The sequence below is a fragment of the Paenibacillus sp. GCM10027626 genome, assembly GCF_042676285.1.
GTDB lineage: Bacteria > Bacillota > Bacilli > Paenibacillales > Paenibacillaceae > Paenibacillus_Z.
In genome coordinates this window covers 525,264-538,531 of the sequence record NZ_JBHTHC010000002.1, presented here as the reverse complement: position 1 = coordinate 538,531, position 13,268 = coordinate 525,264, and the positions used below count along the sequence as shown (strand labels likewise).

Sequence of the window (13,268 nt, the reverse complement as noted above, 5' to 3'; positions counted from 1 at the left end):
CTCCACTGCTTAGCTATTAAAAATTCAAATGATCAAGCAATCGTTTCACAACTACGGCCGCTTCCGCCCGGGTCACATCGGCTCCAGGCTGGATCGTCGCCCCCGGACGACCGGTCATCAGTCCCATTTGTACGGACTGTGAAACGGCTGCTCTGGCCCAAGCGGAAATCGCATCTTTATCTTTATATGGGGCTAATATTTGCCCCGCATCCGTGTTGGCGCCAGTGTCATCATTTTCCGCACCCCGAAACGCCAGCGCATTGCGGAGCATAAGTGCCATCTGTTCCCGCGTAATCAATTCATCCGGTTTAAACAGCCCTTGATTTGTACCGGATACAAGTTTTGCCCGGACGGCCGCGTTGACCGCAGCCGTGTACCATGTGCCAGCCGGAACGTCCAAAAACTGTGATGTGTCATCACCCGCAGACAACCCGAGTCCGAGCGTGCGAACGAGCAATGAAGTAAATTCTGCGCGGGTAATCGGCAAATCGGGCGCAAATTTCCGTTCCGTTTGACCTTTAACCAGCAGCTTGGAGGCCAGCAGAGCAATATCACGCTGAGCCCAGTGTCCCTGAATATCTTCAAACTCCTTGGTTCGGGACGGATGAACAATTGCATAGAGACTGTCGTGAGTGACATATACAATGGCCTCGGTCACGCCATCGACCGTTTGGATGGTCGACGGCACGTATGACAACTCGCCCGTCGCCGGATCAATCGTCACCGCCGTTAATTGCCCCTTGTCTCCCTTAGCGGTAACGACTAACCTTTTAGGTACATAGACAGTGCCAAAGTCTTTAATTTCGCGCGGCTTCTTATCCTTTGCCTCGACTGTTACGGAAAAACTTAAGATTGGGCTTTTGACTTCATAACCCTGAGCCTCAACCTTAGCTTTTATTGAAGCCTCCAGATCGCCCTGAATCGGCTGAATGCGCATTCGAACCTGCATATCCGCTGCCGGAACTCCCAATGTTCTAGCTACGTTCGAGTAATCTATGGCCTTTAACGGCAAATCATAGCCTCCAATATCATTATGAATAGCCAGAACGATTGCGGGCATTTCTTGGGCAAAGCGGGCCAACGCTTCGAACGGCAGCTCCACTTGTGTCGCAGTATGGCCCTTCGGTAGTACGATAGACAACAGGTGAGCGCCATCACCCTTCTTCAGGAGTTTATTAAAGCCTTCCTGCAATAATTGAGGTCTCAATCTGACGACAGCAGCATTTTCGCCTTGCGTCTCTTGCAGGAAGTCCTCCGGTTGCGGGTAAATCAGTACACCTGCAGGGCCATCCTTTACACTGCCTTGCAAGTTTTCTTTCACATCGCCGATACCTGCACCATCGTCCACAACGTTTATCGGCGGAGTAACTGGCGGGGTAACCGGCGGCTCATTAAAACCGAACACGCCAATCTCCCGGATGCCGTGGCCGTAATGCGCATTGCCTCCCTCGACGGTCAACACATGGATACGAATATATCTTGCCATTACCGGTTCGAAAGAATAAGTCTTGAGCGTGTCTCCATTGTTGCGGTCTTCTTCGGCGACCGTGGTCCAGTTCGTTCCGTCCGTGCTGGCCTGAACAACATAGCCGGTCGCGGCGGCTGTACCATTGGCGGTCTCGCCCGCGCCACTTGTATCATAAACGGCAAGCTCCTTGATGGCATGATTCGGATTGCTCTGTTCCTTCACATCGATCTTCACATATCTGGCCGATACAGGGACAAAATCATAAGTCTTGGATGTACCGATGCCCTTCGTTTCGGATGCCGCGACCGTCCATTCTTCGCCGTCTGCAGAAACAAGCAAATCATACTTTCTGGCGTATGCATTTTGAACCGGCGTAAAAACAATCTGATTGATCGTCTTCGACTCGCCGAGATCGACCGTCATCCCCCACAGGTCCGTCATCGATTGGGCCCAGGTATTCAAATCTCCGTCTACCGCTTTCCAGCCGTCATTCTCCCAAGCGGATGGAGCGCTCATCGTCACTTGCGCCCCTAACGCAAGATTGGTTCCTTCGCCTTCCCGCGTCGCGGCAGTCGTAACCAGCTTAACCTCATGGACTTTCTTCTCTGCACCTAGATCAGCCGTCAAATCCCAGGGCGCATTGCTGTCTGATTGAGCAAAGCTGTCCCAGTCTCCATCAATAGCCTGATCGGCGCCGTGACCGTTCAAAGCATTGCCGCCCATTGTAGCGGAAACAATCGGATAAGCATAACTCAAGCCTTGCTGACTGCTTAACCGGACAACTTCATAGGGGTAAAGCTTTACAGTATACGTGCCGTCCCCATTATCAATAACCGGCTTGCTCCAGTCCTTTCTCCAGACGCCATCACCATCAAAGGAGCCGCTCTCTGCATAGGACGGCAGCGGGCCTGCAGCCGTAAAGCTGCCTGCTTTGGCACTCAGAAGAACCGTGTCGCCGCTGGCTGACATCGCAACGCCGATCCCCGCCTCTTTCGTCGCGTAGGTCCAGTTCACCCCGTTCAAGCTTTTGCTGCCGGTATAGCTGGTGTCCGTTCGTCCCATTGCATTAAAATATTGGATCTCATTGTCATTGCCGTTCTTCTTCGTCGCCAGAACCGGCATCACCCGGTTCAACATGCCAAACGTGCCTCGAACCTCGTCCGTTTCCGGCCTGGCATCTTTGCCGTCGAAATCCAGCAGAAAATTGTCCGTCCCTTCAACGGCCCTGTCCAGCCGGTACATCTCTGCGCCGACCCCGTTCGCGGCCAGTACGTCCATAATCTTTTGCCTGCTGTCGGCAGCGGCGCCCTCCTGCTCGGCGATATGCGGAACATTGCCCCCGATTGAAAAATCTGTGATCAGCCGGTTATACAGATCCCATTGCTGCTTCCCGTACGTGTCAATTCCGATGAAATCCACGTTTGGCGCAAGGGTTCTCATCTTCGCTACGTCCTCGTCAATCTGGTCATAGGCAGTGATGAAATTAACTCTGGTGTACATCGGTTTGGCCGAGCTCTTAACCCAGCCCGCAACCTTGTTCAAATAAATTGCCAGCCGGTCCTTGCTGAACTCCAGCGGGTCTGTATAGCCCTCCGCTTCGTAAATGGCTGTGGAGTCCGCACTATAATCGCGGTCGATTTCATTTATTTTCGGATTATGCTGCACAATCGACGGTTCATTTTCCACTTGAAAGCCGATCACAACATTTGAACGGTCATTGTCGGCCAAATACGCCATGAGCTGCGTTACCGCAGTTTGCTCGCGGGCCAATGTATCGGGATCTTCTCTGGAAAGCGCGGTCTTTATCCCGTCACCGTTCCCGTAATAATTGCCTTTTTCATCGGTGCCGAGTACAGTGCCGTCACTTTTCAGTACGCGGCTGTACGTATTTGTGTCCTCTACGATATATTTTGGAAGAGACTTCGACCATCCGGTACCGCAAACGTCAAGGCCGAACCATAACACCTCCATTTTCAATCCGGCTTTTTTCGCTTCACTGATTGCCCACTCCACGTTTGTCCAGTCGAAAACGCCCGGCGAAGGTTCGATATCTCCCCAGGAAATCGGAATCTGCACGACATTGGCATTCAACTCACGGGCGCTGCGGAACAGCTCTTTTGCAGAGATTTGCTCATTTGTAAGTCCTGCATGAATGCGCTGTGTATCTACGCGAATCTGAACGCCGTAGGTTTGAAACGGCTTCCCCTCCACGTACAGCACTTTTTTGCCATTCGGCAGCTCCCTGAGTTCAGATACCGGCGCCTTCGTATTGTCATTCGTATTAATGTTCGAAGTGGTTTTTCCTTCGGCATGCAGCGGAGCCGCAAAGCCTGTTGCGACACTGCACCATAACAGCGCGGAACTGAGAGCCAGCTTACTTTTGGACAACATTTCTTTTCCTCCCTCTATTCTTTAACTGAGCCTAAAACAATCCCATGAATAAAGAAACGCTGTAAAAACGGGTAAACAATCAAGATCGGCAGCATCGAAATGACGATCTTGGCGGCATTCAAAGTTTTAGTCGATATTTGCATGATTTGCTTGATTTGTTCCGGGTCCAGCGTACTAGTGGAATTAATTTGGACGACCAACTGCTGAATGTAGGTTTGAAGCGGGTAATGCTCAGGTTTGTTCATTAGGATAAGCCCATCAAAAAAACTGTTCCAATGGCCGACAATGCTGAACAGGGTGATGGTGGCCAGCGCTGGCAGCGATATCGGCAAATAGATTTTCAACAACGTGTATCCGTGTCCCGCCCCGTCGATAAAGGCTGCTTCATCCAGTTCCCGGGGAATGCCTCTGAAAAAATTCATCAGCAAAATGACATTAAATGCCGGAACAGCCCCCGGCAGGACAAGCGCCCAGATTGAATCCAGCAGGTGCAGCTTTTGAATGACGATGTACCACGGAATAAGTCCGGCATTAAATAGCATCGTGAACACGAGAAACCACATATAGATGCTGCGGCTGCGAAAAAAACCGCTATCCCTCGACAAGGGGTACGCCATTATAACCGACAATAAAAAATTGATCGCGCCCCCTAACAGCACCCTCTGAAACGTAACGCCGAACGCTTGAAAAAAATGCTGATCCGACAACAGCTTCCCGTAAGAGGAGAAGTTAAAGCCGACCGGAAGCAGCGTTACGGCGTTGGCAGCCGCAGCAGATTTGTCGCTGAACGATACGGCGATCGTATACCAGATCGGGGCCAGGCATAATAATGACACGATTCCCAAACATGCCAGCAAGCAGCCATATGCGAATCTCGCAGCGAACGATTGAGATTGAACCATATTTTTCTTCCCACTTTTCTAGAAAATTCTGTAGCCTGCGAACCGGTAAGCCAGCCGATAAGAAAGAATTATCAGCAGGAAGCTTACGACAGATTTCATAAGCCCAACCGCAGTCGCCAGGCCATACTGTTGTTCGACAAGCCCTGTCCGATAAACATAGGTATCGATAATATCGCTCGTTTCATAGACCAACGGATTGTACATATTGAATATCTGATCAAAACCGGCGTTGAGCATGTTGCCGATGCTGAGCGTCGCCAGCAGCACAATCGTCGGGGCGATAGCCGGAAGGGTAATGTGAAACAACTGCCGAATCCGCCCCGCCCCATCCAGTGCAGCGGCCTCGTAAAGCGCAGGGCTTGCGGCTGTAAGCGCAGCCAAATAGATAATGGTACTGAACCCGAATTCCTTCCAGACGTCCGTCAGAACCAGAATCCAGCGAAACCAGCGATTGCTTCCCATAAACATTATGGGATCAACTCCGAACATGCCCAGCAGATGGTTGATAATCCCGTTGTAAGAGAGCAGATCCACAACGATGCCGGACAAAATGACCCATGAAAGAAAGTGCGGCATGTAAACGATGGTTTGAACGGAACGTTTAAACACACGGCCTCTCACTTCGTTCAACAATAATGCGAAAGTAAGGGGGACAACCAGTCCGGTAATGATTTTCATCAAGGCGATAATAAGCGTATTGGCGAATACCTGCCTGCTGTCCGGAAGTTCAAACATAAATTTAAAATTGTCCATTCCGATCCAATCGGACTTGAATACGCCGAGCGCCGGATTGAAATCCTGAAAGGCGATAACTGAACCAACCATCGGCAGGATCGAGAAAAGCACCAGCAAAATGATGCCGGGCAGAAGCATCAGGTGAAGGAGACCTGTCCTTCTCATTTGATTCACCACACGATCTAAAAAAATAAGGGCGTAAGAATGTTCTGCTCCAACGCCCTCTTAAAAACTTTTTATTGCTTCGCAGCTTCGTTTACTTCCTGTGTAATCTGGTCTCCGCCGAGCGTTTTCCATTTCGTCACGAAATCATCGAACGCACTGACCGGGGATTCCCCGACAATGATTTTCAGGAAGGTTTGTTTCTCCATTTTTTGCAGAACGGACCATTTGGACTTCATTGTTTTTGTCGTTCCATAGAAGCCTGGAGTAATGACATTGGTTGAATCCTCCTGCAATGGAGCCGGTCCAAGCAGCTTCGCTGTCGCATCTGCCCATGCATCAATGTTTTTCTTCGGATCGGCTTCGTTCGCGAGAATGTTGTTGTATCCGACTACTTCCTCGACGGTGAGGGAGGCCGGGGATTTCGCTTCGAGCGCCGCTCTCAGATGCGTGTTGCTGCGCATGACGGCATCATCATAGTCGACTTGGATGCCGAACGGCCAGTTTGCCCAGTTGACGATTTTATCCTTGTATATATCCTTTGTATCCTGTTCAATCGGATCCGCATGTCGGATGGCGGCGGACTGCACGTTCAACACCTTCATAACCGCCTCTGGATTTTGGTAGCCTTTGCGTACCACCAGAAATTTGGATGCCGGCGCTGTCGCTACTACATTCAACTTGCCGGAATCGTCCAGCGGGGTGTTATACGCGACCCATTCAGCCTTGGGATCATTTTTCACCGAGTCGTTAAGCGGCCAGTATGGAATCCACCAAGGACCGAATACAAGGCCTGTTTTCCCTGCTGCGATCTGAGCATTGGCATCGTCCGCCTTGCGGACAGCGAACTGGCTGTCAATGACGCCTTGTTTGTACATTTCTTGAAGCTTGGCAAGTGCTGTTTTCGTCTCCGGGGCAATGGAACCGTATGAAACGCTGCCATCCCCGCCCTTAACCCAGACGCCCGGATAAGAGTGCATGGAACCGAAAATCGTATCGAATCCGTGAACCGTATTCGCTAGCGGAGCCATATTGGGATCTCCCATAATGCCGAACGTATCGGCTTTGTTATTGCCGTCAGGATCTTTCTCGATGAATGCCTTCGCCACAGCGATCAGATCGTCCAGCGATTTAGGCGGCTGCAGATCAAGCTTATCCAGCCAGTCCTTGCGGAGCCACAGCAAGTTGTGCTGATAGCCGATATCGGTGGACGGCAGTCCCATCAGCTTGCCTCCGTATGTAGACATGCCCAGCAATCTGCCGTTGTAGGAACCGAAAATATCCTTTACGAGAGGAGAGGCATATTGTTCATATACTTCTGTCAGATCGGCAATGGCATCAGCCTTAACCAGCTGATTCATCTGCTCAAGATTGACGATCATCGCATCGGGCAGATCATTGCTGGCAATCGTCACGCCAACTTTCTGGCTGTAAGCATCTCCGGGTTGCGACTCCCAGGCGTGGGTTACTTTCACATTCAGCTTCTTTTCCAGATATCTCGTGTATTCGTTATTCTCGAGTGTATCTCCCTCAGGCAAATTATTATTAGGTATCGTATCCTTGGCAATGGACAAGGCAACTTGCTGCTCATAGGCGCCGTACGGGTCTTTTGACGCCGCTGATGAATCCGGATCGTTCGTCGTCTGGCCTTGGTTTCCTCCGGCACCCGGGCTTCCGTTTTCGGGCGGATTCGCCGAGTTACTGCTGCACGCGCTTAGAACAAGCATTGTCACCAAAACAATACCGGCCGATTTTGTAATCTTTTTCAATGAGTCCCCTTCTTTCTGTACATAAATTAATCTTCTGTCTCATTATAACGAGATTTTCCGACAAACCGGGAGTCATTCCGATGAACTCAAGGGGCTACTTTCGTCCTGACCTAGAACGCTGGATCGGACCAAATGACACCTCTTGATGACAATACTCCTCCCCAATGTGGTGAGAAGAAACGGCTGACGCCGTCCTTGGCGCGAGGCAAGCTCTTCCCTTAGAAATATAAGCTGTATATAAGGCGAAATTTATACTTTCTTGTATTTCAAAAAATCCCCCTTCGGGGAGGGGGATTCCTTATATGTTGGCTTGCGCGTGCTGTTTGCGGTAATCGCTTGGCAGCATGCCCGTCGCTTTCTTGAAGCTTTTACTGAAATATTTCTCATCCTGAAACCCGGTCTGCAAAGAAATCTTCTGAATTGTTTGGTCTGTTTCTCTCAAATACATTTTTGCTTTCTGCAGCCGTTTGAGCCTGACGTAATCGCTGAATGTCGCGTTCATGACATTCTTGAAACAAAGACTGAAATAGCCGCGGCTCATGAAGGCAATTCCGGCGACATCATCCTGTGCCAGCTTGTCGTCCAGATGTTCTTCTATATACCTCAGCGCCTTAGTTACATTCCCTGCAACCTCAAGCGGATTCCGTTCAGCCAGCAGCCGTGACAAGCCTCCCTTCATGGCGCTCAGCCGGAGCTTCCACTGATGCCAAGTTGGACTTATGCCGCAGTCTGCGGGTTTCAGCACGTTATCGAGTGGACCGAACCAGGTTTCCGTCTCCTCCCAAACCCGTTCCAGAAATCGCTGCAGCAAAGGACGGGAGAGCCGCAAACCATGCAGCCTCACCAGTATATGCCGATAATGATCCTCATCAAATACCCAACTAAGCGTACTCCATTCGCCTATAAAAGAATACAGTCCGACCTCATCCCATAATGCCGGCGAGTTATCGACACTGTGCAGTGACAGCTCGTACACGGCAGACTCCGGCGTATAAGCATAGAATAGTTCATGATCTGCGTAGCTTTCCAATTTCGATGCTATCTCCCGAATACTCCGGTTTTCAAGATCACCGACTTTAACAAGCGTCCACGGCACTTCCTGAGCCTGATACAGGAAACGGCTGATCATTTCACTTTCTTCATGCTCAGAAACCAAACGGGGAACAAACCACAAACCGGGACGTATTTCGATTTTGTCCTGCTCCGCCACTGACTTCGAAAAGGATAAGGGGAACTCGCCCGGGAGCGATGAATCGGACAACCGTATGAACAAATAGCCTTTCCCCGATGGACCATTACCCGCCGATTCCGGCCTTGTGAACCCGCGTTCCAATTGGACGCGGTTCGCAATCCGCTCCAGCGCCTCTCTCATCTTGTCCTTGGCGAGCGCCGTTTTGACCAAATAATCGATGACGCCCAGTCGAAGCGCTTCCTGCACGTACTCGAAATCCTGATGGCAAGTGAGCACAACCATCTTCATGTAAGGATCCTGCAGCCGGATTTCCCTCATCAGCTCGAAGCCGCTCATTCCCGGCATCGTCAAATCAACGAACACAAGTTCAAAACGCTGCTGCTGAAGCATCTGCAGCGCCTCTTCCCCGCCGCAGGCTTCGCCGGCAACCCGCATACCGAAATCGGACCATGGCATAAGCGAAATCAAGCCTTGGCGGACAAACCATTCATCATCCACGATCAGTACGTTCATCATGCTCTTCATCCTCTCCCGGTTGACTGATTGGTATTCGTATGGTCACACAGGTCCCCGAATCGACTTCGCTGCGAATGGCCATTTGCAAATGATCCCCGTAGCGGCTTTTCAGCACTTGTTTTACGTAGTTCAATCCGATCCCCATTCCCGATTCGCCTCTTCCGGCCCTGCCATCCTCCCACAGCCGTTCCAGCACCTCGGGCTTCATCCCTTTGCCCTGATCCTTGACCGCAATGACCAGGTACTCCTCATTTTCCGGTTCAATATCCACTTCTATTATATCGTCGTCCCGCATCCCGTGATATAAAGCGTTTTCCACAATCGGCTGCAAAATAAACCGTGGGATTTGCACATTGCGCAATGACTCGTCGAGCCTGATTTTAACATCGAACTTGTAATTGTAGCGAATTCTCTGCAAGGTAACGTAATCTTGCAGCACTTCGGCTTCTTGTCCCAGTGTAACAGACGTGCCTTCCTTGCCAAGGTTATATTGCAGGACATTGGAGAACACCGTGATCAGACGGTCGATTTCTTCCTGCCCATTCATACGGGCGATCCACTGCACAGTGTTCAACGTATTGTAGAGAAAATGCGGATTGATTTGGTGCATCAGTTTCTCCACTTCCAGCCTGCCTCTCAGGCGTTCTTCCCGCTGAACGTCGAGAATTAGCTCCCGGACCTTCTGCCTCATCGTCTGGAAGCGAAGCAGCAAAAAATCGAACTCCTGGATTTTCGTCTGGGTTAGCGGACGATTCATAAACGGATCGGAAAGCTGCTGAACTTCATGATTGATCCGCACAATCGGCCGATAGATCATTTTGAAGATTGCATAACCGAACCATATACTCAAAAGCACTGACAAACTAACGATGAGAATAAACAGCCATAGCCAGTTTCTCATCTCCCGCTTCATTTCCCCGTTCGGAATAGCAACGGCCAGCTTCCAACCTTGCAAATTGTCTTCCATGAAATAAGAATAGCCTGATTTGCCGGAAGCCTCGGAGTAGTCCAAACCGGTAGGAAAAAGCTCTCCGTTGTCCGTATAGACCACTTTGCCTTGATCGTTGATCAGCATATGATAGGCCGTCATGCCGTACTGCTTCGGATTCAATATTTTCTGAAACAGCGTAAAATTTGTTTCCAGATAGACAAACACGGTGTCATATCCTGGCACGTCCACTTGGCGCTGCAAGGAGAACACGATATTTTTCCCATATTTATACGCAGTTTCATGCGGGCCGCTAATAATGAGATTTTTATAGTTCGTAAATACGGGAAGCTCTCTAAAGTGCAAATCCTTTTTCACTTCCATGTTCTCGAAAAAAATCTGATTCGTCACCGGAATTTCGTAAAACATGATGCCGACATTATGATTGGTAAAATTGACCAGCGTCAAGTTGTTAAAAATCTCCTCTTGCAGCTGGACTTTGCCTGAGATCGAAGGTTCCGTCAAATATTGATAGAACTTCTGCCCGATACTGCCTTCATACGTTAATTGCACGGAAGCGTAAGCCATGTTATCCAGCGCACCCTGCAATGCCAGTCCTTCCTGATTCAGCACATTGTGAATCCCGTTATCAATCTTCCTCTCGAATACATAAGTAAGGGTGAAGTAAGACACGAGCCCCAACGTCAAAATGGGAAGCATTGTACACAGGACTAATAAAATCGTTAATCTGTTCTTAATCGAATAGGAGATCCTCTCCATAAATCCAAGCAGCAGCTTCATCATCCACCTCCCCAGGAATTATAACTGTAGAAATTCAATATAAACAAATCACAACAAAAGAACGTCCATCTCCGGGTTTATTTTCCCGCTATACAATCGGCCTCCTCAGCGCGGATTCTATTATTATAGCAATTATAGCAAAAAAAGCCGCGCGGCAAATTTTAATGCCACACAGCTTGCTTTTGATCAGCGCTTATAAACGATCGGATTGAGTGGACTGGCAGCCTGATCTCCCGCCTTCAGCCCCGGGCACCAGCGGGCCAAATCATTTTTGCGGGCGTTGCTGTCCGGTTCCGCCAGCGTCACTCCATCAGCCATATAAATAATTGTCATCACTTCTCGCATATTCGCCGTAGGATTGCCAGCAGCACAATGCAGTGTCCAGCCGGCATGAAAGGTCGCATCTCCTGGTGCCAATGCGCCGTACTGCACCTGCTTCAATCCTTTGCTTTCAATGTAATCCTTGTAGGTACGGTGAGACTCATCGGATATAAATTGCTTGGAAATATATCCGCTGCGATGAGTGCCGGACGCAAATGTCATCGAGCCGACCTCCACGGGAACGGGGACAAGCGGCATCCACAGCGTAATCGTCTTGTCGCTGTCAATCGGCCAATAAATTTGATCCTGATGCCAAGGCGTATGGCCCCCGCCCGGTTCTTTGTAAAGCGCCTGGTCATGATAGATTCTTACCGCAGAAACTCCCATCAAATCAGCCGCTACCTTGGCAAAGCGCCGCGCCATAACAAATTTTTTTACCTCATCGCTCAGTTCCCATAGATTGCCGATCTGGATGAAGGCTTTGCCATACGTGTCCCGTTCCGCCAGCGGTTTGGTATGATTGTTATACAATCTGACTTGCTTGCCAATAACTTCGCGGTACACTGCGGCTTCATCCGCATTCGCCAATCCTCTTACAATGGTATGCCCGTCGCGCTGATATTGGACAATTTGCTCCTCCGGCAGCTCGATCGCCTCTTCTAAATCAGGCAAATGATTCATAGCATTCATTCCAAATACGCCTCCCCAGCACATTGTCATTGCATGTTTATTGTAAGTCATTTTGACAGTAAATTCGTTGTATGGCATGATGATCTTACTTGTAAAAAATGACTGACTACCTAAGGGGGCTGCTATGAATCTGCTTTCATTTATACAAAATCGTCCCATTGTTCCTTACATAAGAGAGAGCGACTTCGCTGTGCGGACAGCCTACTATTTTCCAACGCGGAAATTACTGGACTATTTGATTATCTATATCCAAAAAGGCCGCTTGCAAATCGTCGCTGACGGAGAAACCTATATATTGCAGGAAGGCCAGTTTTGCTTGCTTCAGCCGGGAACTGTACATGACCTGCGGGCCTTTGCCAATCAAGAGACGCCATTTGCGCATTTGGATTTTTTCTATCATCCGGAACGGGAGCAGAGTTTCCCGACAAAGCCGGGACAGACCGAGATCCAGGCATTCCAGCATTTGATGCAGCCGCGGCTTAATGATTTTGAAGATCTTGATATCCCCGTTCAGCTGGAACCAGAGAAGCCTTATCTTTATCGAAATCTGATGCTGGAGATGGTAGAAAGCTGGCTGGAGCCTGACCCGTTATCCAAAATAAAAGCCCAGGCAGCCGCTACGCAGCTGTTCCATGCGATCGTCCAGGATCATGCCAAACCGAAAAAACATGCTGCCGACCACGAGCACGATCTGGAATGGATCCCGTCCTACTGCTCCTTTCACTTGGCCGAGACGATCAGCATCGAGCAGTTGGCCAAGCGCGCCAACTTGTCGCCTTCGCGTTTTCGCGCCGTATTTCGCGAGCGCTTCGGAGCTCCGCCTCACCAGTACCTGTTGAATCTCAGACTGGATCATGCGAAAGATCTGCTGACTGGGACTACATATACCATCGCCCAGATCGCGGAGTATTGCGGCTTCCTCGATGCCAGCCACTTCACCAACCGCTTCCGCAGACGCGAAGGGATTACGCCGAGAGCTTATCGGGGAAAATAGCAGAGGAAAGCGAGTTTTGTACCGTATCTTGCAGTTTATGCAACAAACGATGCCCAAAAAGCGGACATGCTCCGGAATTGTTGTACGAAATGCAAAAATTCGCTCCTGCTGGGGGGCAAAGTGGGCACGCTTTTTGCAGAACGTACAACATTTCCGCAAAACTTAGAGAAATTCCCTGGAAATGTGCGTTTTGCGCAACATTTTATCTCCATACCGATCAAGTTACGAGCAAAAAGCCGCTGCTTCAGCGGCTTTCGTTCTCAGAATTTCTAAAATCCTGAGAATCTCTGGATTAGAGATTTTTTCTCGATAAAAACAACCTAACACACGTGATCGCTCATTTCGCTGTTATCTCATGAAGCCTCGCATTACAGCAAACGATGTTTTAAAAAAGAAAGG

General features: G+C 49.7%; 8 protein-coding genes. 1 reads left to right on the top strand and 7 read right to left on the bottom strand.

Going from position 1 to position 13,268, the window contains the following annotated elements; all coding sequences use genetic code 11:
• Positions 1-16: 16 nt before the first annotated feature.
• The 7 genes from ACFQ0N_RS06195 to ACFQ0N_RS06165 form a co-directional block, all read right to left on the bottom strand.
• Positions 17-3,859, bottom strand: a complete 3,843-nt coding sequence (locus ACFQ0N_RS06195; RefSeq protein WP_379323901.1) for an S-layer homology domain-containing protein — start codon at positions 3,857-3,859, stop codon at positions 17-19.
• 14 nt (positions 3,860-3,873) lie between these two features.
• Positions 3,874-4,761: a carbohydrate ABC transporter permease gene (locus ACFQ0N_RS06190; protein ID WP_379323899.1), complete on the bottom strand. Its 888-nt coding sequence runs from the start codon at positions 4,759-4,761 to the stop codon at positions 3,874-3,876.
• An 18-nt stretch (positions 4,762-4,779) separates the two neighbouring features.
• Positions 4,780-5,661, bottom strand: coding sequence for an ABC transporter permease (locus ACFQ0N_RS06185; protein WP_379323897.1), 882 nt, complete (start codon positions 5,659-5,661; stop codon positions 4,780-4,782).
• A gap of 71 nt (positions 5,662-5,732) precedes the next feature.
• On the bottom strand, positions 5,733-7,427 hold the full coding sequence (locus tag ACFQ0N_RS06180; RefSeq protein ID WP_379323895.1) for an extracellular solute-binding protein: 1,695 nt from the start codon (positions 7,425-7,427) through the stop codon (positions 5,733-5,735).
• A 298-nt stretch (positions 7,428-7,725) separates the two neighbouring features.
• Positions 7,726-9,135: a response regulator transcription factor gene (locus tag ACFQ0N_RS06175; protein ID WP_379323893.1), complete on the bottom strand. Its 1,410-nt coding sequence runs from the start codon at positions 9,133-9,135 to the stop codon at positions 7,726-7,728.
• A complete protein-coding gene (locus ACFQ0N_RS06170) occupies positions 9,110-10,864 on the bottom strand; it encodes a sensor histidine kinase (RefSeq protein WP_379323891.1) in 1,755 nt (584 codons plus the stop codon). Before ACFQ0N_RS06170 ends, ACFQ0N_RS06175 begins: the two co-directional genes overlap by 26 nt.
• A gap of 186 nt (positions 10,865-11,050) precedes the next feature.
• The gene (locus ACFQ0N_RS06165) at positions 11,051-11,875 is read right to left on the bottom strand and encodes a phytanoyl-CoA dioxygenase family protein (RefSeq protein WP_379323889.1); all 825 of its coding nucleotides are present in this window, start codon (positions 11,873-11,875) and stop codon (positions 11,051-11,053) included.
• A gap of 124 nt (positions 11,876-11,999) precedes the next feature.
• Here ACFQ0N_RS06165 and ACFQ0N_RS06160 point away from each other — a divergent pair, with 124 nt between their 5' ends.
• Positions 12,000-12,869, top strand: a complete 870-nt coding sequence (locus ACFQ0N_RS06160) for a helix-turn-helix domain-containing protein (protein WP_379323887.1) — start codon at positions 12,000-12,002, stop codon at positions 12,867-12,869.
• Positions 12,870-13,268: the final 399 nt, after the last annotated feature.

Bases quoted from the DNA above. Each gene is read 5' to 3' on its own strand.
- ACFQ0N_RS06185 (WP_379323897.1), bottom strand. From the start codon at position 5,661: ATGAGAAGGACAGGTCTCCTTCACCTGATGCTTCTGCCCGGCATCATT.
- ACFQ0N_RS06160 (WP_379323887.1), top strand. From the start codon at position 12,000: ATGAATCTGCTTTCATTTATACAAAATCGTCCCATTGTTCCTTACATA.
- ACFQ0N_RS06190 (WP_379323899.1), bottom strand. From the start codon at position 4,761: ATGGTTCAATCTCAATCGTTCGCTGCGAGATTCGCATATGGCTGCTTG.
- ACFQ0N_RS06170 (WP_379323891.1), bottom strand. From the start codon at position 10,864: ATGAAGCTGCTGCTTGGATTTATGGAGAGGATCTCCTATTCGATTAAG.
- ACFQ0N_RS06195 (WP_379323901.1), bottom strand. From the start codon at position 3,859: ATGTTGTCCAAAAGTAAGCTGGCTCTCAGTTCCGCGCTGTTATGGTGC.
- ACFQ0N_RS06175 (WP_379323893.1), bottom strand. From the start codon at position 9,135: ATGATGAACGTACTGATCGTGGATGATGAATGGTTTGTCCGCCAAGGC.
- ACFQ0N_RS06165 (WP_379323889.1), bottom strand. From the start codon at position 11,875: ATGAATGCTATGAATCATTTGCCTGATTTAGAAGAGGCGATCGAGCTG.